Source organism: Actinotalea caeni, from assembly GCF_009733795.1.
Taxonomy (GTDB): Bacteria; Actinomycetota; Actinomycetes; order Actinomycetales; family Beutenbergiaceae; genus Pseudactinotalea; species Pseudactinotalea caeni.
On sequence record NZ_WNXX01000003.1, the window covers coordinates 121,833 to 145,424 of the forward strand.

The 23,592-nt window shown below is 69.7% G+C and carries 18 protein-coding genes and 1 pseudogene; 4 read left to right on the plus strand and 15 right to left on the minus strand.

Translation table 11 applies throughout. From position 1 onward, the window contains the following. Positions 1-17 precede the first annotated feature (17 nt). From GPA02_RS03845 to GPA02_RS03865, 6 genes and pseudogenes are all read right to left on the minus strand, one after another. Positions 18-716, minus strand: coding sequence for a response regulator (locus tag GPA02_RS03845; RefSeq protein ID WP_338027458.1), 699 nt, complete (start codon positions 714-716; stop codon positions 18-20). Positions 717-735: 19 nt separating this feature from the next. After that, positions 736-2,325: a sensor histidine kinase gene (locus GPA02_RS03850; protein ID WP_162457694.1), complete on the minus strand. Its 1,590-nt coding sequence runs from the start codon at positions 2,323-2,325 to the stop codon at positions 736-738. Between the two features lie 390 nt (positions 2,326-2,715). After that, entirely contained in the window at positions 2,716-2,898 is a 183-nt protein-coding gene (locus GPA02_RS18790; protein ID WP_162457695.1) for a hypothetical protein, read from the minus strand. Positions 2,899-3,165: 267 nt separating this feature from the next. Further along, the gene (locus GPA02_RS03855) at positions 3,166-4,950 is read right to left on the minus strand and encodes an ABC-F family ATP-binding cassette domain-containing protein (RefSeq protein WP_156198527.1); all 1,785 of its coding nucleotides are present in this window, start codon (positions 4,948-4,950) and stop codon (positions 3,166-3,168) included. A 7-nt stretch (positions 4,951-4,957) separates the two neighbouring features. Then, complete coding sequence (locus GPA02_RS03860) at positions 4,958-7,102, minus strand: AAA family ATPase (protein ID WP_156198528.1); 2,145 nt, start codon at positions 7,100-7,102, stop codon at positions 4,958-4,960. A 161-nt stretch (positions 7,103-7,263) separates the two neighbouring features. Beyond that, a pseudogene (locus GPA02_RS03865) lies at positions 7,264-7,749 on the minus strand (ABC transporter ATP-binding protein); the annotation flags it as partial. A gap of 136 nt (positions 7,750-7,885) precedes the next feature. Here GPA02_RS03865 and GPA02_RS19210 point away from each other — a divergent pair. From GPA02_RS19210 to trxA, 3 genes are all read left to right on the plus strand, one after another. Then, positions 7,886-8,980 carry a DUF2510 domain-containing protein gene (locus GPA02_RS19210; RefSeq protein WP_240133866.1) on the plus strand — a complete coding sequence of 365 codons (1,095 nt, stop codon included), beginning with the start codon at positions 7,886-7,888 and terminating at the stop codon, positions 8,978-8,980. Between the two features lie 44 nt (positions 8,981-9,024). Next, positions 9,025-9,744 (plus strand): YggS family pyridoxal phosphate-dependent enzyme, encoded by a 720-nt coding sequence (locus tag GPA02_RS19080; RefSeq protein WP_204986488.1) that lies wholly within the window; start codon positions 9,025-9,027, stop codon positions 9,742-9,744. 98 nt (positions 9,745-9,842) lie between these two features. Continuing rightward, the gene (trxA, locus tag GPA02_RS03875) at positions 9,843-10,217 is read left to right on the plus strand and encodes a thioredoxin (protein WP_156198530.1); all 375 of its coding nucleotides are present in this window, start codon (positions 9,843-9,845) and stop codon (positions 10,215-10,217) included. A 13-nt stretch (positions 10,218-10,230) separates the two neighbouring features. On the opposite strand, the gene GPA02_RS03880 is transcribed toward trxA, so the two are convergent. The 7 genes from GPA02_RS03880 to GPA02_RS03910 all read right to left on the minus strand — a co-directional run bounded on the left by GPA02_RS03880 (position 10,231) and on the right by GPA02_RS03910 (position 18,524). Continuing rightward, positions 10,231-11,277: a lipoate-protein ligase LplAB gene (locus tag GPA02_RS03880; protein WP_156198531.1), complete on the minus strand. Its 1,047-nt coding sequence runs from the start codon at positions 11,275-11,277 to the stop codon at positions 10,231-10,233. Positions 11,278-11,330: 53 nt separating this feature from the next. Beyond that, positions 11,331-12,947, minus strand: coding sequence for a citramalate synthase (gene cimA / locus GPA02_RS03885; protein WP_156198532.1), 1,617 nt, complete (start codon positions 12,945-12,947; stop codon positions 11,331-11,333). A 324-nt stretch (positions 12,948-13,271) separates the two neighbouring features. Further along, a complete protein-coding gene (locus tag GPA02_RS03890; RefSeq protein WP_156198533.1) occupies positions 13,272-13,994 on the minus strand; it encodes a M23 family metallopeptidase in 723 nt (240 codons plus the stop codon). Then, positions 13,991-15,388 carry an ABC transporter substrate-binding protein gene (locus GPA02_RS03895; RefSeq protein ID WP_240133867.1) on the minus strand — a complete coding sequence of 466 codons (1,398 nt, stop codon included), beginning with the start codon at positions 15,386-15,388 and terminating at the stop codon, positions 13,991-13,993. The genes GPA02_RS03890 and GPA02_RS03895 overlap by 4 nt, the downstream gene beginning before the upstream one ends. 4 nt (positions 15,389-15,392) lie before the next feature. Next, positions 15,393-16,361, minus strand: coding sequence for a carbohydrate ABC transporter permease (locus GPA02_RS03900; protein ID WP_156198534.1), 969 nt, complete (start codon positions 16,359-16,361; stop codon positions 15,393-15,395). Between the two features lie 12 nt (positions 16,362-16,373). Further along, positions 16,374-17,279 carry a carbohydrate ABC transporter permease gene (locus tag GPA02_RS03905; protein ID WP_156198535.1) on the minus strand — a complete coding sequence of 302 codons (906 nt, stop codon included), beginning with the start codon at positions 17,277-17,279 and terminating at the stop codon, positions 16,374-16,376. Between the two features lie 27 nt (positions 17,280-17,306). Beyond that, positions 17,307-18,524, minus strand: a complete 1,218-nt coding sequence (locus GPA02_RS03910) for an ROK family transcriptional regulator (RefSeq protein WP_156198536.1) — start codon at positions 18,522-18,524, stop codon at positions 17,307-17,309. 100 nt (positions 18,525-18,624) lie between these two features. On the opposite strand from GPA02_RS03910, the gene GPA02_RS03915 reads away from it, so the two are divergent. Then, a complete protein-coding gene (locus GPA02_RS03915; RefSeq protein WP_156198537.1) occupies positions 18,625-20,298 on the plus strand; it encodes a bifunctional 3'-5' exonuclease/DNA polymerase in 1,674 nt (557 codons plus the stop codon). 18 nt (positions 20,299-20,316) lie between these two features. On the opposite strand, the gene GPA02_RS03920 is transcribed toward GPA02_RS03915, so the two are convergent. After that, positions 20,317-22,605 (minus strand): heavy metal translocating P-type ATPase, encoded by a 2,289-nt coding sequence (locus GPA02_RS03920; protein ID WP_156198538.1) that lies wholly within the window; start codon positions 22,603-22,605, stop codon positions 20,317-20,319. Between the two features lie 10 nt (positions 22,606-22,615). Further along, entirely contained in the window at positions 22,616-23,575 is a 960-nt protein-coding gene (locus GPA02_RS03925) for a hypothetical protein (RefSeq protein WP_156198539.1), read from the minus strand. Between the last annotated feature and the right edge of the window lie 17 nt (positions 23,576-23,592).

Sequence of the window (23,592 nt, forward strand, 5' to 3'; positions counted from 1 at the left end):
GTAGGTCGTCAATCGGGTCATTCGTTTGGAGAAACACTCCCGGTTCCCAAACTGAGATAGCGGAGTACCGCCTGCACGCGTCGATGCGCGTCGGCGGCAGGAGGCAGCCCGAGAGTGGTATAAATCCGGGAGACATGCTGAACGACGGCCTTTTCTGTGATGAATATTGCTGCGGCGATGGCTGCATTGCTACGGCCCTGCGCGAGCAGTGCGAGCACTTCGAGTTGGCGAGGGGTCAACTGCGCAACGGCCGTGTCCGCTCGAGCAGCTCGAGTGACCATGATCGCAATCACTTCGGGGTCGATGGCGGTGCCGCCTGACGCGACCGCCCGGAGGTCGCTGATGAAGGCGTCTACATCGGCGATTCGCTGCTTGAGAAGGTATCCCACGCGGCCGGGAGCCCTGGCGGAGGTCGGGGGTGTCTCCGACGGGTCGATGCCGAGAAGCTCCAGAGCGTATCGGCGTTGCACATGTTGCGAGAGCACCATGACCGCGGTCTGAGGGTAGGCAGAGCGGATCGAGGTTGCGGCGACGAGACCCTCGTCCGAGAACGTGGGAGGCATCCGGATATCGGTAATGACGATGTCCGGTGGGGTGCGGTCGACGGCGGACATGAGCGCATCGAAATCGGCTACTGTAGCGAGGATTTCCATCCCAGCGCCACGCAGCATGAGTGAGAGTCCGTGACGAAGCAGCACCTCGTCTTCAGCGATCATTACCCGCAGCGGTTCTGCGTCACGCAAGTGGTACCTCCGCTCGAATGCGGGTGCCAATTCCTCGGAGGCTATCGATCGTGAGTACGCCGCCGAGCACGTCAATGCGCTCTGCCATGCCGGTCAAACCTGAGCCGGCGCCGAGTGCGGCACCCCCTTTTCCATCATCCGTAATCTCGAGCGTCACAATCGAGCCGCGATGGGCAACGCTCACCGCACCCTCCTTTGCCTCAGCATGCTTGACGACATTGGTGATGGCTTCTGCGAGCACGAAATACAGAGTGCTCTCGACCGCGGACGGAAACGCTCGGTCCTGGACCTGGAGTTCAACCTTGATTGGAATCGGCATGCGATCGACGAGATCTTCCGCAGCAGCGAGGAGACCGCGCTGCATGAGCGAAGGTGGCATAACGTCGTGCACCAGAGCGCGGAGGCCGGCTGCCGAACGGTCGATACTTCGACGAAGTTCTTGTGCCCGCTCTTGAATATGATGTTGGTCTGCCGCCGCGTGCGCCAACTGCTGAGCCTCGATTCCGAGGAGCACGAGCTCGGCCTGTAAACCGTCATGCAGGTTCTGAGCGATCCGCCTCCGTTCGGTGTCGGCAACTCCTACGAGACGTTCTCTGGATCGCTGCAGGTCGACCCGACTCGCTCGAAGAAGAACCGTGAGCCGCTCGCGATCCAGCACGATCCCTAACATGCGACTTGCCATTCGCACCGATTCGGGATCCGAAATGAGCGAGCGTTGGTACACCAGGGCTCCGACCGGTTCTTCATCGAGATCCACAGGTATCAGGGATCGTTGCGGGTGCGCGGTTTGGGGCTCGACGGGTTGGCCAGCCGAGTCTACGTAGTGTTGTGTGTGCGGATCCCAGAACCACAACTCAAGTGAGGGGTCACCCAGTGCTTCCGAAAGGACTGCTGCGAGAGTCTCTCGTTCGGTCGAGAGGTGGGTGAGCCAAACGCCGAGTTCCTCAAGTTCGGAAGCGCGGGCGATTCCACCCCGGAGCGCGGCGAGAGCGATCGCGACCGGAACGAGCGCGAGTACAGAGAGCTGCAGATACCCGACTGCTGCCTGCGTCCAGCCGAAAACTGACGGAAGAACCTCCGCGCCGATGAGGAGAGTTGCGATCGAGGCGACGCCGAAAACAAAGAGCGGGGCGAGCACGCGACGTTCGGAACTTGACGCACGGCGGATCCGCGCGGTGAGCACAACGACCGTTGCGGCAAAGGCGACTGCGCCGACGATCGACTGCACAAGCTCTCCGAGCTCGGCCCACTCCCGGTTCGGAGCGACCCCGAACCCGCCGCCCGGACCCCAGATCACGACCGGGATCTGAAGGATTGTCGAGGTGAGGTATCCGGTGAGCACTACAGCGCGTTCGGCCCTCGAGGATAGTCTCCCGGTGGGGAACGCCAGAAGCAGATGGATCAGAGTCGCTAATGGCAAGGTGGCACAGATCGCACCGACCGTCGCGATGGTGGCGTTCGCGGAGTTTCCGAGGCTCGCGAGTACCAGGGCTGCGGCAGCGCCCAGGAGAAGGGGGCCCATCAGGCTCGAGGGCCGTCGGTCCCACGCGACGAGTCCAACCGTCACGTAGATCAGCACCATTGCGGGGAAAATGAGCACCCCGGCTCCGCTCGGGCCGTCTGGTGGGACCGCGATGAGCATCATCCCAATGATGAGAAGTGCGCCGCAGAACTGGCCCACGAGTGACCTCTGCAGTGCACGGCGGAGCGGCGCTCGACGCGCATTTCGCGGAATCTTCACTGTGCGACTCATCGCACCCAGCTAAACACAGCCTGTTGCTTGCTGAAAATGGTTCACTCGGAGATGAGGACCTGGGTCGCCAAGGTGAGTGGTTGCATCCGCAACCCGGGTGGAGAAGTGCACTTTGTGGGTCACTAATGGCGATGGCTGGACTTTCGGGCCTTGTTGGCGATCTTTTCGCCACTTTTGCTAAATCCGGCAAGCAGATTAGAGCCTGCTCTTATCGTGGGTTCAGGGGAGCCCGTCGCGGTAAAGGATGGCCGCGCTCGCACGGCGCTCGTTGTTCAGTCCTGTTGACCGCAACTCTCCACCAGACCGTAGAACGAAGGCCGGAATCGTTCCGCGATGCACGCCGTACTTCACGGCGATGGTTCGGACGGGCATCCCAGCCTCATAGTCCGCGACCAGTTCCATGCGCTGCTCGATGATCAATCGTGTTTGAGACTTCGCCGGATTTTTCGCGACCGCGCCTCGCGAATCGTGCCTCTTAGGGCTTCGTCCCCTCGGTACGCGCCGCTCGGAACCCCTGAGCACACAGGAAATCAACGGTCTCAGCGCCGGGCGCTTGTTTGAGAATCGCTTGGGAAGGCCCACCCAAGCGACGATGCTCAAACCCGCGACGTGATCGGAGAGAGCGCCGATTGAGATGTGGAACCCACTCGGGTACCCAGCTCACATCGCTCAGCCGAGGCGTTCAGTAAGCTCGAACCATCGTTCCTCCAGCACCGCGGTTTCTTCCTGTGCCTCACGCAACTCATCATTCAGCTGGCCTAGGCCTGCATAATCACCCTGATCGTGCTTAGCCATGCGCTCGTGGATGCTCACGACCCGCTCACCCAACCGTTCCAGCTTGCGCTCAGTAGCGCTGAGTTCCTTGCGCATGGCGCGTTCCTCCGCACCCGATAGCACCTGCTCCGATGCGTCGGACACGGCAGGAGCCACGGCAACGGACGGCGAGCTGGACTGCATCTCACGCAGTCGCAGATACTCGTCCATCCCTCCCGGAAGATGACGCAGCCGGCCGTCGAGAATCGCGTACTGCTGATCCGTAATTCGCTCCACAAGGTAGCGGTCATGGCTGACGACGATGAGCGTGCCAGGCCAGGAGTCGAACAGGTCCTCCATTGCGGCGAGCATGTCCGTATCCACGTCATTCGAAGGCTCGTCTAGAACGATCAGGTTAGGTTCCGAGAGCAGCACGAGAAGCAGTTGCAGCCGCCTCTTCTGCCCACCGGACAGCTCCCCGACACGAGCTGATAGGTGCTCACGCGAGAAGCCGAGACGTTCGAGGAGCTGTGCGGGGCTGAGTTCTTTGCCGTCGATGACGTAGCTCGTCTTAGCTCGGGCAAGGACATCCCTCACCCGGTCGTCTGCGATCTCCTCGAGCTCTTGGAACTGCTGATCGAGCACACCAAGCTTGACGGTCTTGCCTCGCTTGACCCGCCCTGTCGTAGCCTCGACCGTTCCCGCAATAAGACCCAGCAGCGTGGACTTTCCCGCACCATTAGCCCCAAGGATCGCCGCCCGCTCACCGGGTGCGATGCGCCACTCGATGTCGCGTAGCACCTCGCGACCATCGAACGAGACACCCGCGTCAAGCAAGTCGATCACGTCCTTGCCGAGCCGGGCAACGGCAAGCCGGTTCAGCTCGATCCGGTCGCGAAGCGGCGGCACATCCTCAATGAGCTGGTTCGCCGCCTCGATGCGGAACTTCGGCTTGGACGTGCGTGCCGGCGCCCCACGACGCAACCAAGCCAGTTCCTTCTTCATCAGGTTTTGCCTCTTGGCCTCGACCGCCGCGGCCTGCCGATCACGCTCGACCCGCTGGAGCACATAGGCGGCATACCCGCCTTCAAACGGCTCCACAATTCGATCGTGCACCTCCCATGTCACGGTGGCGACCTCATCGAGGAACCAGCGGTCGTGAGTCACGATCAACAGACCGCCCGCGTTCCTTGCCCACCGCGAGCGTAGATGCCCGGCAAGCCAGGTGATGCCCTCCACGTCGAGGTGGTTCGTCGGCTCGTCAAGCGCAACAACATCCCATTCGCCAGTCAGTAGCGACGCGAGGGCGACCCGGCGGCGCTGGCCGCCGGAAAGTGTTCCGATCTGCGCATCCCAGGGCAGGTCCGACACGAGGCCAGCGATCACGTCACGCACCTTCGCGTCGCTGGCCCACTCGTGCTCCGGCCGATCGCCGACGATAGCGTGTCCGACCGTTGCCGAGTCATCTAGTGTGTCGGCCTGATCCAGCACGCCCATCGTCACCCCGCCGCGTCGGGTAACGCGGCCCGAGTCGGGTTCGATGCGACCTGACAGCATCCCGAGCAGACTGGACTTTCCGTCGCCGTTGCGACCAACGATCCCGATACGATCGCCCTCGTTCACGCCGATCGTCACCGAGTCGAACACGACGCGGGTCGGATATTCCAAGTGCAGGGCTTCGGCCCCCAGCAGATGCGCCATACGTTGCTTACGCCGCCTCTGACCCTGCGACCAGCTCAGCGCACGCTGCGATGACGAACTCTGGCACCGCATCGAACTCGCGAGGGTTGAGTTGCATCACATACTCGTTCTCAATGTGGTAGGTCTCGTTCACGAACTTCGTGAAGACGTCGTCTCCACCCAACGAGTCCGGACTCAATGTAAGCATGATTCTGAAGAGTTGCACCTTTTCATATCCGATGGTCGTCGCATCGAAACGAGCGCGGAGAGCGCCAGTCTCCTTTAGATCGGCAACCAACTGGTCATAATCAAAGTCTGCAATATGCTCCTTGACTTGTTTCAGCGCCTCCTCGACCTCTTCAGCACGGAGCGGCACCTGCTCTCCAGTGTCGAGCTTTCGGGTCGGTAGGTCGCGAGCATGAAGCGCACTCGACAACAACTCATATGCTTCGCCGCGTGCCCCGTGCACCTCGAAACGCCGGCGTAAGTAGATGCACTGAACGACCTGATCCGTGGCGGATCGGATGTTGTCGTCGCATACCTGTGAGAAGGTCTGAATGTCGGCCGGTCGAATGACTTTCTCCGACAAGACGCCCGAACGCCCGCTCAGAAAGTGAACCACAGGCTTCGTAGCGACGAACTGACCAGTGGTCCGCACGATGTCCACGGCAGGCTCAATATCGTGAGTGAGGAGGAGGGATGTGATCCCTCGGAGGCTGTTCTTCCCATGGAAGAGCTGATGCAGGATCGCAAACTTCTTTGTCTTGTCGAAGCTGGAGACGGGATCGTCCAGAACGACCAATCCGGGCTGCTTATGCTGAACATCGTGCATGAATAGAACCATCGCGAAAGCGTTCTTCTCGCCGTAACTGAGATGGGTAGCTGCGGTCTCCAAATGACCTGGAGCATCTTGGTGTTCGAGAAGCATCCGGTATGTGTCGTCGCTGGGCTCGATCCGAACTGTGTACCGATAACCTGCTGATTTCAGGAATGTGTTGATCGCGTTCTGGTTTACCCGAATCAGCTTTCCTACACGTGACTTCTGCTCACCGATGCGCCGCCGAATGTCATTGATCTGAGATGCTACGTCGTCCAACTTCCCGTTGATGAGTCGCACGACGGACCGCGTTGCTTCGGAGCTCAGCGCCGGAAGATACTTGAGCTCGATTTTTAGGCCGTTGAGTATTTCGGCGATATTCTCTTCGTCTTTGAGGGCATGGAACGAAAGACTCTTGACAGCCGAGAGTTTGGTCAGCAATGTCTCAATCTGACTGCGAAGAGTGACGACGAAAGACTCCTGTTCAGGAGCGAGCCCCGTGATCGAAGTAGTCAGCTCCTCAAGGGTCTCGAGATCACGCTCGGCGATGTACCGCCCCAGCCGATCGATGACGTTTCGGAGTTGGCTCATGTTTCGGACGGCAGCGGAGTCATACTCCTCCGAGACCTTCGCAGCAGTCACCTTGTCTACGCTAGGAGTCGAGCAGAAGGGGCAGTTGTCTGAAAGCTCCAGGTACGCTTTACCCTTCGCTTGCCAGGTGATCCAACCAGCCGGGTCGTCACTGTGTAGGAATCCTTCATAGCGCTGCAACTGTTCGGGGATATGCGCGAGCTTCCCCCCAACGCTGAGTCCCTTGAACCCTTTGCTGGTCTTCGCGATTGCGCCAGTCTTGGTGACGTTGAACGCATCGCGGAGCTCCGTGAATCCTGCGATAGCTTCGCTGAACTCTGGCTCATCCGCAAAAGTCTGCTTCAACGCCTCGAACTTAGACTCGATCTGCACGAGTCCCTCTCGGAACTCCTCCGTGTTGATGAAGATCTCGAAGCTGTTCTTCAGCACCTCGTCACGCTGAAAGACGAACTGTGAAACGTAGTCGTCGTTGAATGTCATGACGCTCTGAATGCTGTCCGCGCCCTCGACCGCGGGCCTGGGGCCGTCCTTCACCGTCTTGTACTTGAAGGGGGTGAGCTCGTCAAGGCTTCCATCGCCTTCCGTGCGCAGCGTGAGCGCGCGAGCGATGGTGCTCTTGCCGATGCCGTTGGGCCCGTACTTGATGTTGAGCGATCCTTCCCGCAGGGTGATGACCCCTTCCTCGATGCTGTTGCAGTCGCGGATCGTGATGCTAAGGTCTGGCGATGCAGACCCCGTTACGGCCTGCTGGTCGGTGAGCGTCATCGCACACTCCTGTTCTGTGTCGTCCGGCGCGCCACGGTCCTCCGTGGCAGGGAAGATGTACGACGCACCGCTACCGGGGTCGAGGCACACCGGCTCCGAGGCTTACTTCTAGACCGAGAACCCCGTAGAATCAAGGAACAAGCCCAACCCGCCTTGGACATGCTCGGTTCGTCGAAGATCAGCAGGTCCGGGTTCTTCAGCAGCGTCGCGGCGATCGCCAGCCGCTGCTTCATGCCGAGCGAGTAGCCGCGATACGGCTCGCCCGCCCGCTCCCGCATCGCGGTGCGCTCGAGCACGTCGTCGACGCTGCCGCGCGGCGCGTCGATCGCCTGGGCGAGCAGGTCGAGGTTGCGGCGGCCGCTGAACGACGGCAGGAACTTCGGGGACTCGACGATCGCCCCGACCCGGTCGACGACCTCCGGCAGCGAGCGCGGCACCGACCTCCCGAAGATGCGCATCCTGCCGGAGTCCGCGCGGACCAGCCCGAGCAGCATCCGGATCGTCGTCGTCTTCCCGGACCCGTTCGGCCCCAGGAAGCCGTGCACGCCGCGGGCGGGCACCCGTAGGTCCAGGCCGTCGACGGCCGGTCGTCCCCGATAGGTCTTGCGCAGGTCGCGCGTCACGACCGCCCAGTCGCCGTCCGCCATGCCGCTCCTCGCCCCTCGGTTGCGCCGACACTAGCGGCGCGGCACGCTCCGGCGGGTCCGTCCGCAGGATGATCTCGGGGACCTCTCCCCCGGTCGGCCCGGCGGCGGCGACCCGCCCGGCACCTACCATGGCCGGGTGAGCGACAGACCAGCCGGCTGGTACCCGGACCCCGACGGCGAGAACCGCCAGCGGTACTGGGACGGCGACGGATGGACCGAGTACTACACGCCGCTCGCTCCCGAGAAGGCCGAGATCCACGGCGCCGCCACCGCGACCACCGACTACCCCTACCTCGCCTCGGCGCGCACGGGCTCGCACCACGCTCCGATGGCCGGCCCGGGCAGGGGCGCGCCCGCCGGCGGCTGGCCCGCCGCCGCGCCCACCGGCGCCCCGGGCGAGACCCTGGAGTTCAGCGGCGCGGGGTCGCGCTCGAGCGCCGGACGCTGGGCGATGGTGGCCGCGAGCGTGCTGGTCGTCGGGCTCGTCGCCGCGCTGGGGTGGTGGGCCTTCGGCAGCCCGGGCGGGACACCGACGACCGGCCCGACGACGTCGAGCACCGCCGCGCCGACCGACGGCGAGACGGTGACCGGCGACGTCGCCATCGACGGCACGACCACGGCCGACCTCCCCGCCGGTGGCGCGTGGGTCGGCAGCCTGGACCTCGACGCCACGACCACGCTCCTGCTGGACGCGCGCGCCGGCGACGACCTCGCGGACCTGTGGATCACGGTCTCGGATGCCGGCGGCCAGCAGGTCGCCGGCAACGACGACCGCGGCGGCGCGCTCTCGGCGCTGGGCGGCAACGCCCTCAACCCGCTCCTCGTCGCGACCCTGGACGCGGGCAGCTACGACGTCTCGATCACCGACCGCAGCGGCGTGGCGACGGCGTTCGACCTCGCCGCCGCACGCGTGACGACCACGCTCGAGCTGGGAACCCCGGTCGACGGCACGGCGCCGTCGGACGGCGTCTGGGCCGCCGTGCTCGAGGTCGAGACCGCGGGCGACTACCGCATCGACGTGACCGGGACCGGCGTCGACGGCAGCAGCGACCCCGACCCGCTGCTGGTCGCGTTCGGCCCCGACGAGCGGCAGCTGATCCAGGACGACCGCTCGCAGGACGAGCGCGACCCGCTGCTCGAGGACGGCCTCGCCGAGGGCACGTGGGTGCTGCTCGTCAGCGACTACTTCGGGCGCGAGCTCGACCTGACCGTCGAGGTCACCACCGCCTGACCCGCGGCACGCCCGCACCCGCGCCGGCCGCTAGTCTCGCGAGCGTGGGCGAGGACGTGCGCGAGGCGTTGAGCAGGGTGCGGCAGCGGGTGTCCGACGCCGCCGTCGCGGCGGGCCGCGACCCCGGCGAGGTGGCGCTGCTGCTCGCGATCAAGACCGTGCCCGCGGCCCGCGTGCGGCAGGCGATCGAGGCCGGCGCGACCCTGCTCGGCCAGAACCGCGCGCAGGAGCTCGTCGCCGTCGAGCCCGACCTCGCCGACCTGCCGCACAGCACCCACTTCATCGGCCACCTGCAGTCCAACAAGGTCAACCAGGTGCTGCGCTGGGCGAGCTGCGTGCAGAGCGTCCACGCGCCGTCGCTCGCGCGCCGCCTCGACGCCGCACGGGGCCGCCAGGCGGGCGAGACCGAGGCCGGGCCGCTCGACGTCATGGTGCAGGTGAACACCTCCGACGAGCCGACGAAGTCGGGGGTCGCGCCCGACGCGGCCGCGGACCTGGCCGGGGAGGTCGCGGCGCTGCCGCACCTGCGGCTGCGCGGCTTCATGACGATCGGCGCCAACGACCCCGACCCCGGCGTCGTGCGGGCGTCCTACGACCGGCTGGCGGCGGTGCGGGAGGAGGTCCTCGCCTCCGGCACGCCGGGCACCGAGGACGCGCGCGAGCTGTCGATGGGGATGAGCAACGACCTGGAGATCGCGGTCGCCGCGGGCGCGACCATGGTGCGCGTCGGGTCCGCGGTCTTCGGCGCCCGCCCGCCGGCGTGACGCGCCGATCGGCCCCGTGAGCCGCGTCTCACCGCTGGAATAGCACCCCCACGGCGGTCGTTGAACACCGTGGACACCCGCACCGACCGAGGAGACACGTGGCCACCGTCGACATCACCACCGAGACCTTCGCCGACACGATCGAGAAGAACGACATCGTGCTCGTCGACTTCTGGGCCACCTGGTGCCCGCCGTGCCGCGCCTTCGGCCCGGTGTTCGAGGAGGTCTCCGAGGCCAACCCGGACATCACGTTCGCGAAGGTCGACACCGACGCCGAGACCGAGCTCGCCGGTCAGGCCGGGATCACCTCGATCCCGACGCTGATGGCGTTCCGCGAGGGCGTGCTCGTCTTCAACCAGGCCGGCGCCCTCCCTCGTGCGCAGCTGGTCAAGCTCGTCGAGGGCGTGCGCGGTCTCGACATGGCCCAGGTGCACGCCGAGGTCGCCAAGCAGAAGGCCGAGCAGGCGGGCTGACCCGCCGCGGGGGCTACGGCACGCGCGTCAGCCACTCCGGCGTCGAGAACTTCTCGGCGACGAGCTGCTCGGCGCGCGCGAGCTCGGCCGCGGTGAGCTCGCCGTCGACGGTGTCGTAGCGACGCCGGAAGTGGTCGACCATCGCCTCGATGACGGCGGCCCGGCTCATGCCGGTCTGCCGCCGCATCGGGTCGACACGCTTCTGCGCCGACCGGGTGCCCTTGTCGGAGAGCTTCTCGCGCCCGATCCGCAGCACCTGCAGCATCTTGTCCGCGTCGATGTCGTAGGACATCGTCGCGTGGTGCAGCACGGCGCCGCCCGCGAGCCGCTTCTGCGCGGCGCCGCCGATCTTGCCCTGCGGCGAGGCGATGTCGTTGAGCGGCTGGTACGTCGCGTCGACGCCCAGCTCCCGCAGGGCGCCGAGCACCCAGTCGTCGAGGAACGAGTAGGACCGCTCGAACGACAGGCCGTCCACGAGCGAGCCGGGGACGTAGAGCGAGTACGTGATCGAGTTGCCGGGCTCGACGAACATCGCGCCGCCCCCGGAGATCCGGCGCACGACCTCGATGCCGTACCGCTCGGCGGCCTCGAGGTCCACCTCGTTGCGCAGCGACTGGAAGCTCCCGATGATCACCGCCGGGCCGGCCCACTCCCAGATCCGCAGCGTCGGGCGGCGACGGCCGGCGCCGACCTCCTCCAGCAGCACCTGGTCGAGCGCGAGGTGCGTCAGCGGCTTCAGCGGCTCCGGGTGCACGACCTCGAAGGTGTGGTCGTGCCAGGCCGTGGCCCGGCCCTGGGCGCGCCGCACCGCGATCGCCACGGCCTCGGGCGTGAAGCCGATCATCTGGGCGTCGCCGACGGCGTCGGTCACCACCTGCGTCATCGTCGCCACGTCGGCGTCGGCCGGCAGCGCGGAGAGCGCCCGGTCGAGCCGTTCCAGCGCGTCGTCCGGCTCGAGGAAGAAGTCGCCGCTGATGCGCACGTCGCGCATCACGCCGTCGGACACCTCGACCTCGGCCGCGACCAGCTTGCCGCCGGGGACCTTGTACTCGCCACGCACGTGACCAGCCTAGGCGTGCGCCGGGTCGTCACCGCCCCGGTGGCGGCGTCGTCTCAGGCGGGTTCGACGCCGCGGTGCAGCAGCCCGTAGGTGATCGAGTCGACGAGGGCCTCCCAGGACGCCTCGAGGATGTTCGGCCCGACGCCGACCGTGTTCCAGGTGTGCTCGCCGTCGGTCATCTCGATGAGCACGCGCGTGATCGCGTCGGTGCCGTGCGAGCTGTCGAGCAGCCGGACCTTGTAGTCGATGAGCTCGAAGTCCTCGATCTCGGGGTAGGTGACCGCCAGCGCCTGGCGCAGCGCGTGGTCGAGCGCGTTGACGGGGCCGTTGCCCTCCCCCGTGCTGACCGTGCGCCGGTCGCCGGTGCGGAGCTTGACCGTCGCCTCGGAGTTGACCTCGCCCCGGTGCGCGGTGTGCTCCACGATCGCCCGCCAGGACTCCACCTCGAAGTAGCGCGGTCGGCTGCCGTCCATCTCCTCGCGGAGCAGCAGCTCGAAGCTCGCGTCGGCCGCGTCGTAGGTGTAGCCGTTCGCCTCGGCGTCCTTGACCCGGTTGGTGACGCGGGCGAGCAGGTCGCCGCGACCGCTGAGGTCGAACCCGAGCTCGCGACCCTTGAGCTCGATCGAGGCCCGGCCGGCCATGTCGGAGACCAGCATCCGCATGTCGTTGCCGACCGCGCGGGGGTCGACGTGCTGGTAGAGGTCGGGGTCGATGCGGATCGCCGAGGCGTGCAGACCCGCCTTGTGCGCGAACGCGCTCGCACCGATGTAGGGCTGCCGCGCGAACGGGGCGATGTTCGTCAGCTCGCTGATCGCGTGCGCGATCCGGGTGATCTCGCTGAGGCCCTGACCGGGCAGCAGCTCCCGGCCGGTCTTGAGCTCGAGGTTCGCGACGACCGAGAGCAGCTCGGCGTTGCCGGTCCGCTCGCCGTAGCCGTTGACGCAGCCCTGGACGTGGGCGGCGCCGGCCTCGACGGCGGCGATCGAGTTCGCGACGGCGCAGCCGGAGTCGTTGTGGGCGTGGATCCCGAGCCGGCCGTCGGTCTCGGCGCGGACAGCGGCGACGATCTCGTGCACCCAGCTCGGCAGCATGCCGCCGTTGGTGTCGCACAGCGCGACGACCTCGGCCCCGGCCTCGAACGCCGTCGTGACGGCGCGCACGGCGTAGGAGGGGTCGAACCGGTAGCCGTCGAAGAAGTGCTCGGCGTCGACGAAGACCCGGCGGCCGGCGTCACGCAGGTAGCCGACCGTGTCGGCGATCATCGCGAGGTTCTCCTCCGCCGTCGTGCGCAGCGCGCGCTCGACGTGCCGGATGTCGCTCTTGGCGACCAGCGTGACGACCGGCGCCTGGGAGTCGACCAGCGCCCGCACCTGCGGGTCGTCGTGCGGCCGGGTGCCGGGCTTGCGGGTGGCGCCGAAGGCGGCGAGCACCGCGTGCCGCAGCTCCATCTCCTTCTCGACCCGCTGGAAGAACTCGGTGTCCTTCGGGATCGCGCCGGGCCAGCCGCCCTCGATGAACCCCACCCCGAGCTCGTCGAGGAGCGCAGCGATCGCGAGCTTGTCGCCGACCGAGAGGTTCATGCCCTCCTGCTGCGCGCCGTCGCGGAGGGTGGTGTCGTAGACGTGGACGTCGAGGTCCGCGCCGGTCGCTGGGACGGGGGTCGTGCTCATCGCTGCCTTCTTCCGGGCGGCTGCGCCGCCCGTGCCGGTCTGCCGTTGTCCTGCTCCGCGGGTGGGGTGCCGCCCGCGTCCATCATCCGCTGCCGCCGGGAGGGGTGGCCCCGGCAACAAAAAGACCTCCCGGGATGGGGAGGTCTGCGCGCTCGGGGTGTCCCGGGCGCGCTAGCAGATAATGAGCTGCGTGTGCCAGTGGTGTGCCACGCGCACATCATGCCACAGGCGCACGGCGACGGCGTCCCGAGCCGCGGACGGCGCGTCTCACGCTGCGGGCACACGCCGACCGGTGCCGGCACCTGAGCGGCGCGCGTGACGGCGTCATGGCGTCGAGCCGTCCGCGACCGGCTCGACGACCTCGCCCGTGCGGGGCATCCCCGCGGCGACCGGCCCGCCGCCGGCGGGGTGCCGCACGCGGTAGCCGGTGAGGACGATCGGGACGCCGCGGGCACGGTCGGGGTCGAGGACGTCGGCGACGTGGAGGTGGACGTGCGGCTCGGTCGCGTTGCCCGAGCTGCCGCACTCCCCCAGCAGGTCACCTGCGACCACGCGATCGCCCACCACAGCCCGCACCGAGCCGCGGCGCAGGTGCACGAGCCACAGGTAGCCGCGGCCGCCGGCGAGCTCGACGACGACGTGGTTGCCCGCGACCGCCTCGATGCGCGCCCGGACCCGCTGCACCTGCGTCGCGGCGTAGCGCAGCCGCGCCAGCGGCGCACGCCGGGCGGGACCGTCCGGCTCGCCGTCGTGCGCGGCGACGACGGTCCCGGCGGCGGGGGCACGCACGGGCTGCCCGAGGCCGACGAACCGGTCGGGCGGCTCCTCGCGCAGCCACGAGCGCAGGTCGCGACGTGCCGACCGGCCCCGAGCGTCCACCGGCACGAGGTCGACGGCGTGGCCGAGCCCGAACAGCTCGGTGCCGTGGCTCGGCACCCGGTCCGCGGGGCTGTTGACGACGCGCACCGGGCCCGGGAGCGGGAGCGCGAGCGGGACCGGAGCGCCGCCCGCGCCGCCCGCACCGGTGCGCGCGGCGCGCCCGGTCACCCGCCCGTGGAGCCGCTCGCGACGATCTCGTCGACCTGGTCGTTGAGGTCGGCGAGGGTGGCCGGGTCACGGCTGCCGATGTAGATCTCGTCCATGACCGGGGTGAGCAGCGCCGAGATCGCGCCGTAGCCGTCGGTCACCGGGAAGAAGAACGTGTACCCGTCGTCGACGAGGTCGGTGAACGGCTGCACGTCGACGCCCTGCTCCGCGAACGCCTCGACGGCCGCGTCGGTGCCGGCGGGCACGGCAGGGAACACGACCCCGTGCTCGCCCACGATCACCTGGCAGTCCGCCGAGCCCAGGAACGCCACCAGCCGGGCGGCCTCCTCGGGGTGCTCGGTCTGGGCGCTGATCGAGTCGGCGAGCCCGTTGTACATCGACATCGGGTGGCCGACCGGCCCGGCGGGCAGCGGCGCGACGCCGAGGTCGATGCCCTCCAGCGAGGTGTAGCTACGGATCATCCAGGACCCGTTCGAGGAGAGCACGGCACGCCCGGAGCCGAGCGCCTGGGTGGGGTTCGGGCTGCTCCCGACCTCCTCGTACGGGGCGAGGAAGCCCTTGTCGACGAGCCCGAAGTACCACGCGAGGCTCGCGTGGAGGTTCGGGTCGTCGAGGTTGTAGTGCGTGCCCCAGACCGGTTGGTCGGTGAACGTCCAGCCTGTCGAGGCGGCCAGCCACGACCACTGCGTCTGCCCCTCGGCGCCGCCGGAGCCGTTCGACGCGAGCCCGTACGTGACGACGTTGTCGGGGTCGAAGCCCTCCTCGTCGCCGCGGACGCCGTTCGCGTCGACGCTCAGGTGGGCGATCACCTCCTCGAAGGTGCCGCCGTCCTCGGGGTTCCACGTCAGGCCCTCGAGGTCCTCGGGCGTCATCCCGGCCTCGGCGAGCGCGTTGACGTCGTAGAACAGCGCGATCGTGTCGAAGTCCTTCGGGAGCCCGTACCGGGCGCCGTCGGGCGTGACCCACAGATCGGCCAGACCCGGCTGGTAGTCGTCGGGGTCGACGGCGGCCGTCGCCTCGAGGCCGTCGAGGTCGAGCAGCAGGCCGCGCGCGGCGTACTCCGGGTACCTGGTGAGGTGGTCGGTGAACACGTCCGGCCCGGCGCCGGCGACGAACCCCGCGGTGAGCTTCTGCCAGTAGTCGTCCCAGCCGTACTGGCTGATCCGGACCTGGATGTCGGGGTTCTCGGCCTCGAACGCCTCGACGCACGCCTGGTACGCGGGCAGCTGGTTGGCGTCCCAGAGCCAGTAGTCGAGCGCGACGCCGCCGCCGCTGCCCGGGCCGGCGCCGCACGCGGCGACGAGCCCGGCGGCGCCGGCCAGGACGGTGGTCGCCGCCAGCCGGCGTCCGGTCGTGCGGCGGCGGGAGGTGGTGGTGCGGTGCATGGTCGTCATCCCCTCACTTGATCCCGCTGAAGCCGATCGAGCTGACCACGCGGCGCGCGAACGCCATGAACAGCACGAGCATCGGGAGCGCGGCCACGAGCGTCGCGGCCATGAGACCCGCCCAGTCCGGCCCGGTCTGCGGCGTCTGGGCGTTGAAGTTGCCGAGCGCGACCGTGAGCACGCGCGACTCGTCGGTGTAGGACACCATCAGCGGCCAGAAGTAGTCGTTCCACGAGCCGATGTAGGTGAGGATCGAGATCGTCGCGATCGGGCCCACCGTCATCGGCAGCGCGAGGTTGAAGAAGACGCGGACCTTGCTGGCCCCGTCGATGAGCGCCGCCTCCTCGACCTCGGTCGCGATGTTCGCGAGGAACTGGCGCAGGAAGAAGATCGCGAACGGCGTCATGAACAGCCCAGGGAGCATGATGCCGAGCAGGGTGTCGATCAGCCCGAGCTGCCGCACCAGCAGGAAGTTCGGCAGCAGCGTGAAGATCGTCGGCACCATCAGCGACAGCAGGAACAGGCTGAAGACGGCGTCCCGGCCGCGCCAGCGCAGCCGCGAGAACGCGTAGGCAGCCATCGCCGAGAAGAACACCTGGCAGACGGTGACGACGGTCGCGACGACGACCGAGTTGCGCAGGTACAGCCAGAAGTCGATCGAGGCGCCCGAGCCGCCCTCGGCGATCGCCTCCTCGACCGACTGCATCCCGAAGACGCGGGCGAACGCGCCCCACCCGAACCCGACGGGGCCGGGCGAGGTGGGGTCGACGTACAGCGCGGCGTTGCTCGAGAGCGCGGTGCGCAGGATCCAGTAGAAGGGGAACAGCGTGACGAGCAGGATGACGACCATCGCCACCCAGGCCAGCACCCGTCCGGGGCTCAGCGGCCGCCGGCGACGGCCGGCCTTGGCGCCGGTCGCGCCGCTCGCCCGTGCCGCCCCGACGCCCTGTGCGGCCTGCGTGCTCCGTGCGGTCTGTGCCATCTGTGCCACCTCCTAGCTCAGGTCCGTCTGGCCGGCCCGCGTGATGCGGTACTGCAGGAACGTGACGACCATGAGCATCAGCAGCAGCGCGACGCTCAGCGCCGAGGCGTAGCCGAAGTCGAACTGCGCGAAGGCCTTCTCGTAGATGTAGAGCTGCAGCACCCGGCTCGCGTCGACCGGCCCGCCGTTGGTCGTCACGGCGACGGTGTCGAACACCTGGAACGAGCCGATCACCGAGACGATGAGCACCAGGCCGAGGATCGGCCGCAGCAGCGGCATCGTGATCGAGAAGAAGGACCGCACCTCCGAGGCGCCGTCCACCCGGGCCGCCTCGTACATGGTGGGCGGGATCGTCAGCAGCCCCGCGAAGATCAGCAGCGCCGTGTAGCCCATGTGGCGCCACACGTTGACGAGCGCGATCGTCGGGATCACCCAGGTCTCGCTGGTGAAGAACCCGATCCGGTCCAGCCCCAGCCACTCCAGCGCGTTGTTGCCGATGCCGAGCTGGAAGTCCAGGATCCAGAGGAACACGAGCGCGGCGACGACGTTCGACACCAGGTACGGCGTGAGGATGAGCGAGCGCAGCAGGATCGAGCGGCTGAGCCGCTGCATGAGCACCGCGATGAGCAGGGCGACGACGGTCTGCACGCCGATGTTGATGACGACGTAGAGCGCGGTCACGCGGACGGCGTTCCAGAACACCGGGTCGCCGATCATCTCGACGTAGTTCTCCACGCCGACGAACCGCGCCGGCGTCAGCACGTCCCAGGACGTGAAGCTCAGCCAGACGCCGCGCAGCAGCGGCCAGAAGTAGAAGACCAGCAGCCCGAGCGTGGCCGGTGCGATGAACGCGAGCGCGAGTCGCGTGTCGTCGCGCCGTCGCCGGCGGGCTCCGGTCGGTGGGGCGGTGGTCGTCATCGATCCTCCTTGCGTCGTGGCACGGGGTCAGGCTCCCGCGCCCCTGCGGCTCGGCTCGTGCTGGTGGCGACGGGCCCACACCCGCCGTGCGCGCGCCGGTTCCAGCAGCACCCACTGGCTGGCGACGACGGCGGCGCCGCGCGCCCACTCGTCGAAGTCGGACATGAGGAAGCGGACCTCGGGCGGCTGCGCACCGGCGTCGAGGTGCTCGGCGAGCGAGCGCTCGAGCGCGTCGCGGGTCCGCACGACGGCGGGGATGCCGTCGCCGGCGAGGATGACGAGCGGCAGCTCGAGGAGGTCGACCAGCGACGCGACGACGACGCCGAGCGCGTGTCCGGCGTCGTCGAGCACGCGGCGTGCGACGCCGTCGCCCGCGTCGGCGAGCTCGCACACCCGCTCCAGCGTCATCCCCGGCTCGCCGTGCGCGACGGCGACCGCGCCGGTGATGGCCGCGGTGGTGAGGTAGCTGCTGGCGCAGCCCCGGTGCCCCTGGTCGCAGACCGGACCGCCGGGGTCGACGCGGTGGTGGCCGATCATGCCCGCGCGGCCGCCGACGCCCGCGTGCGTGCGCCCCTCGACGACCAGCCCGAGCCCGAGGCCGACCCCGGTCGTGACGACGGCGAGGTCGTCGTGGCCACGGCCCGGGCCCGACCAGTGCACGCCCGCGGTGAGGGCGCGGACGTCGTTGCTCACGACCGTCGGCAGGCCGCACGCGCGCTCGACGGCGTCCGCCAGCGGCACGTCGTCCCAGCCCAGGTAGAGGCTGAGCCGCACCCGGTCGTCGAAGCGTGCCATCGCGCCGGCGAGACCGATGCCGACGGCCTCGACGGGCGCGTCCTCGGCCACTTCCTTCACCATCTCAATGATCTGGGCCACGACGGGGTCGACGTCGGTCGTCGTCAGCTCGGCGCGCGCGGTCCGCATGACGCACCCGAGGGCGTCGGTGCGCACGGCGTACACGCCGTCGCCGGTCACCTTCACGCCCACCATCTGGTGGTCGGCGACCGCGACCTCCAGCGGGACCCCCGGGCGCCCGCCGGTGTCGGTTGCACCCTGCTCGGACGGCCGAATGGCGCCGCTCTCGAGCAGCTCCCGGGTCACCTTGGTGAGCGCGGCGGGCGAGAGCCGCAGCCGGCGCGCGAGCTCGGCGCGCGGCCTCGGCCCGTGCACGAGCAGGTCCCTCACCACGGCCCGGCCGGAGTGGCCGTGGGCCGCGAGAGGTCGGATCTCGGTGCGGCTCTGCACCGTGCCAGTGTTGCCGGACTTTGTTCACCGCGTCAATACCTGTCCGCCGGCCGGTCGTGACGCGGCGGGCCGTGACGGTGGTCGGCCCTAGCGTGGGGCCGTGGACGTCGTCGCGGTGCCCCGGTCCGCCGACCTCGTCGTCGCCCTCCCGGACGCCGGCGGCGCCGCGCGCGAGACCCTGACCTGGGACGACGCCGCCCGCCTCGTGCGGGAGCGCCCCGACCTGCGCTGGGTGTGGCCGAGCACGGCGTCGTGCTACCCGAGGCTCCTGGCGGCCGGTGCGCGACCGGCGCGGTGCCACGACCTGCGCCTCGCCGCACGGATCCTGCGCCTGGCGCGACCGGAGGCCGGGCCCGCGCCGGCGTGGCTCGAGGCCGGCACCTCCGTCGGCACCGAGGACACGCTGCTCGCCGAGCTCGCCCCCGCGCCGGACCTCGACAAGGTCGTGGCCGAGCACGAGCGGCAGCAGCGTGCGGTCGCCGAGGCGCCGGAGCCCGGCCGGCTGCGGCTGCTGCTGGCGGCGGAGTCGGCGGGTGCCCTCGTCGCCGCCGAGATGCACGCCGACGGGCTGCCGTGGTCGCGCGCACGGCACGAGGCGCTCCTCGAGCAGGCGCTGGGGCCGCGCCCGCCCGCGGGGTTCCGGCCCGTCGTCCTCGAGCGCCTGGCCGGTGAGATCGCCGGCCTGCTGGGGGCGCCACGCCTCAACCCGGACTCGCAGGTCGAGCTGCTGCGGGCGCTGCGCGCCGCCGGCCTCGACGTCACGTCGACGTCGAAGTGGGAGCTCGCCCGCTCGGACCACCCTGTCGTCGCACCGCTGCTGGAGTACAAGCGGCTCGCGCGGCTGCTCGCGGCCAACGGCTGGGCGTGGCTCGACACCTGGGTCGAGCCCGGGGTCGCGGGCCGCGCCGATCGCTTCCGCACCGACTACGTGCCGGGTGGCGTCGTCACCGGGCGCTGGGCGACCAGCGGCGGCGGTGCGCTGCAGATCCCGAAGGCGGTGCGCGGCGCGGTCGTCGCCGACCCCGGCTGGCGGCTCGTGGTGGCGGACGCGTCGCAGATCGAGCCGCGCGTGCTTGCCGCGATGGCGCGCGACACCGACCTCGCCGAGGCGGGCCGCGACCGCGACCTCTACGCGGGGCTCGTGGACGCGGGCGTCGTCGACAGCCGGCAGCGCGCCAAGGTCGGGATGCTGGGCGCGCTCTACGGCGGCACGACCGGGGAGTCGGGGCTGGTCCTCCCCCGGCTGCGGCAGGCGTACCCGCGCGCGCTCGGACTGGTCGACGACGCCGCGCGGACGGGCGAGCGGGGCGGCACCGTGCGCACCTGGCTGGGCCGCACCTCGCCGCCGCCGGGCGAGGGCTGGCGCGACGTGCAGCACCGGGCCGCCACGGTCGAGGCGAGCGCCGTCGACGAGCGCCGGGCACGCTCGCAGGCGCGCGACTGGGGTCGGTTCACCCGCAACTTCGTCGTGCAGGGCACGGCCGCGGAGTGGGCGCTGTGCTGGATGGCGGAGCTGCGCCGCCGGCTGCGCGCGATGCCGCCGGAGGCCACGGCGGGTGCCGAAGGCGCACCGGCTCCCGGGGAGGGCCGCCCGCACCTGGTGTTCTTCCTGCACGACGAGGTGGTGGTGCACAGCCCTGCCGACCGGGCCGAGCAGGTCGCCGACGCGATCCGGGACGCCGCCGCCGCGGCCGGCCGGCTGCTGTTCGGGGACTTCCCGATCACGTTCCCGCTGGAGGTCTCCGTCGTCGAGACCTACGACGCCGCGGCGTGAGCCGTGCGAGCCGTGTGCTCAGCGCACCGCCGAGCGGAAAGTGCGTAGCCGGAGGCTGTTGCTCACGACGAACACCGACGAGAACGCCATCGCAGCGCCGGCGAGCATCGGGTTGAGCAACCCGGCCGCGGCCAGCGGGATCGCGGCGACGTTGTAGGCGAACGCCCAGAACAGGTTGCCCTTGATCGTGCCGAGCGTGCGGCGGGCGAGGCGGATGGCGTCCGCGGCGGACCGCAGGTCGCCCCGCACGAGCGTGATGTCGCTGGCCGCGATCGCGGCGTCGGTCCCCGTGCCCATCGACAGCCCGAGGTCGGCGGCCGCGAGCGCCGCCGCGTCGTTGACTCCGTCGCCCACCATCGCGACGACCTTGCCCTCGTGCCGCAGCCGGGTGACGACGTCGACCTTGTCCTTCGGGAGCACCTCGGCGACGACGCGGTCGATCCCCACCTCGGCGGCGATCGCGTCCGCGGCCCGCTGGTTGTCGCCCGTGAGCAGCACCGGGGTGAGACCGAGGTCGCGCAGCATCCGGACCGCCTCGGCGCTGGTGTCCTTCAGGCTGTCGCCGACCGCCAGCACGCCACGCGCACGACCGTCCCAGGCCAGCGCGACCGCGGTGCGGCCCGCACCTTCCGCGGCCTCCACCGCGGCCTCGAGATCCGGGCCGAGCGACACGCCCTCGGCGGCGAGCAGCGACCCCCGCCCGAGCAGCACGTCACGACCCTCGACGCGACCTCGCACGCCGCGGCCCTCCAGGTTCGCGAAGTCCACGACCGCCGGCAGCGCCCCGGTCCGCTCCTCGGCGGCGGTCGCGACCGCACGCGCGATCGGGTGCTCGGACGCGTGCTCGACCGCGCCCGCGACGCGCAGCACCTCCGCCGCGTCCTCGCCGTCGGCGGGCACGACGTCGAGCAGGGTCATCGCCCCCGTCGTCACGGTGCCGGTCTTGTCGAGCACGATCGTGTCGACCCGGCGGGTCGACTCGAGCACCTCGGGGCCCTTGATGAGGATGCCCAGCTGGGCGCCACGCCCCGTGCCGACGAGCAGCGCGGTGGGCGTCGCCAGCCCGAGCGCGCACGGGCAGGCGATGATCAGCACCGCGACCGCGGCGGTGAAGGCCGCCGACGCGGGGCTGCCGGTGCCGAGCCAGAAGCCGAACGCGGCCACCGCGATGCCGATCGCAACCGGGACGAACACGCCCGAGATGCGGTCGGCGAGGCGCTGCACCTCGGCCTTGCCGTTCTGCGCCTCCTCGACCAGCGCCGCCATCTGCGCGAGCTGGGTCTGGGAGCCGACGCGCGTGGCCCGCACCACCAGCCGCCCGCCCGCGTTGAGCGTCGCACCGACGACGGCGCTGCCCGGCCCGACCTCGACCGGCACCGACTCTCCGGTCAGCATGCTCTCGTCGACGGCGGAGGTACCCGAGATGACGACGCCGTCGGTCGCGACCTTCTCCCCCGGCCGCACCACGAACTCCTGCCCGACCCCCAGCTCGGCGATCGGCACCCGCACCTCGGCGCCGTCGCGCAGCACCGCGACGTCCTTGGCGCCGAGGTCGAGCATGGCGCGGATCGCGGCACCCGCGCGACGGCGGGCGCGGAGCTCGAAGAAGCGGCCCATGAGCACGAACGTCGTGACGCCGGCCGCGACCTCGAGGTAGATGTCGGCCGAGGCGTCGCCGCGCGCGATCGTCAGCTCGAACGGGTGGGTCATCCCGGGCACGCCTGCGGTGCCGAGGAAGAGCGCGTAGAGCGACCACAGGAACGCCGCGCCGACCCCGACCGAGATCAGCGTGTCCATGGTCGCGGCGCCGTGGCGCAGGTTCGACCACGCGGCGCGATGGAACGGCAGCGCGCCCCACACGACGACGGGTGCGGCGAGCGCCAGCGACAGCCACTGCCAGTAGGTGATCTGCAGCGCCGGGATCATCGCCATCGCGACGACCGGGACCGCCAGCACCGCCGAGACGACGACCCGGTCGCGCAGCGCACGCAGCTCGCGGTCGCGCTCGGCCTCCAGGGCGTCAGGCTGCGACGCGTCGGTCGGTGCGGGCTCGGGCCGGATCTCGGTGGCCGCGTATCCCGCGGCGACGACCTGCTCGATGAGGTCGGCCGTCGAGAGCGTCGCGGCCGGGAACAGCACGCGCGCCTTCTCGGTCGCGTAGTTGACCGAGGCGGTCACGCCGTCGACCTTGTTGAGCCGCTTCTCGATGCGGGCGGCGCAGGAGGCACAGGTCATGCCGGAGATGGCCAGCTCCACGCGGGCGCGGTCGTCCGCGAGGCCGGTGCTGTCGGTGGTCGGGGCGATCATCGCTCGCTCCTCAGTGCTCGTGCGCGCCGACGACGACGGTGAAGGCGGCCGTGCGCACCTCGCCGCCGTGCGAGAAGTCCAGGAACAGCCGGTAGGTGCCGGGGCTCGGCGCCGCCACCGAGAACTCGATGTCCGGGCCGGCGGGCACCGTCCCCACCTCGCCCTCGGGGTGCACGTGCAGGTAGGCGAGGTCGCCGACCCGGATCGCCACCAGGTGGCCGTACGCCCCCAGGTAGGGGTCGAGGTCCGTGACGTCCGCGCCGTCGTGCGCGACGCTCAGCGTCACCACGCCGCCGGAGGTGGTCAGGTCGCCGGCGAGGGAGACCCTGTAGCCGTCCACCTCCGCGACGCGGGACTCCTCCGGCAGCGCCTCGACGACGACGTCGCCGGGAACCGTGACGTCCTGCGCGAGCGTCAGGCCCTGCTCGGCGCCCGCGGGGAGGACGTCGGCGTAGACGCGGTAGGAGCCCGCGCGCGGCCACGTCCAGTCGACGCTCCACGTCCCGTCGGCGGCCATGACCGGGTGCTCGTGGAAGAACTCGGTCGTGTCCTGCGACACGACCACCAGGTGCAGGTCCTTCTCGTGCTGCGTCTCGTAGTCGGTGACGGCGTGCCCGTCCGGGCCGAGGATCCGGAAGGTGATCGCGCCGCGCTCGCCCGCGGCCTGCGGCACCGCCAGGTCGCTCAGCGTGTAGCCGTCCGCCGAGACCACCACACCCGCGGGCAGCTCACCGCCGTGCGAGCCGTTGCCGTGGGAGCCGCCGTCGTCGTGACCGGTCTCGGCGTCGTCGTGACCGGTCCCGGTGGCGTCGTCGTCGGTCGCGCCGTCGCCGTGGCCGCCCTCTGCCTCGTGGGTCGGCGTCGGTGCGGGCGTCAGGTCCAGCCCGCTCGCGGAGCCGATCGCGAACGCGACGCCGAACAGCGCGGCGAGCGCGACGACGAACAGGCTCAGCCTGGCGGGTGGCTTCATGACTCTCCCTCAGCGGT

What these genes read in the sequence shown, in the direction of transcription:
- GPA02_RS18790 (WP_162457695.1), bottom strand. Translation starts at nt 2,898, where the DNA reads ATGGAACTGGTCGCGGACTATGAGGCTGGGATGCCCGTCCGAACCATC.
- GPA02_RS03855 (WP_156198527.1), bottom strand. Translation starts at nt 4,950, where the DNA reads ATGGCGCATCTGCTGGGGGCCGAAGCCCTGCACTTGGAATATCCGACC.
- GPA02_RS03850 (WP_162457694.1), bottom strand. Translation starts at nt 2,325, where the DNA reads ATGGTGCTGATCTACGTGACGGTTGGACTCGTCGCGTGGGACCGACGG.
- GPA02_RS03845 (WP_338027458.1), bottom strand. Translation starts at nt 716, where the DNA reads ATGATCGCTGAAGACGAGGTGCTGCTTCGTCACGGACTCTCACTCATG.
- GPA02_RS03895 (WP_240133867.1), bottom strand. Translation starts at nt 15,388, where the DNA reads ATGACGACCATGCACCGCACCACCACCTCCCGCCGCCGCACGACCGGA.
- GPA02_RS03925 (WP_156198539.1), bottom strand. Translation starts at nt 23,575, where the DNA reads ATGAAGCCACCCGCCAGGCTGAGCCTGTTCGTCGTCGCGCTCGCCGCG.
- GPA02_RS03860 (WP_156198528.1), bottom strand. Translation starts at nt 7,102, where the DNA reads ATGACGCTCACCGACCAGCAGGCCGTAACGGGGTCTGCATCGCCAGAC.
- cimA (WP_156198532.1), bottom strand. Translation starts at nt 12,947, where the DNA reads ATGAGCACGACCCCCGTCCCAGCGACCGGCGCGGACCTCGACGTCCAC.
- GPA02_RS03905 (WP_156198535.1), bottom strand. Translation starts at nt 17,279, where the DNA reads ATGACGACCACCGCCCCACCGACCGGAGCCCGCCGGCGACGGCGCGAC.
- GPA02_RS03900 (WP_156198534.1), bottom strand. Translation starts at nt 16,361, where the DNA reads ATGGCACAGACCGCACGGAGCACGCAGGCCGCACAGGGCGTCGGGGCG.
- GPA02_RS03920 (WP_156198538.1), bottom strand. Translation starts at nt 22,605, where the DNA reads ATGATCGCCCCGACCACCGACAGCACCGGCCTCGCGGACGACCGCGCC.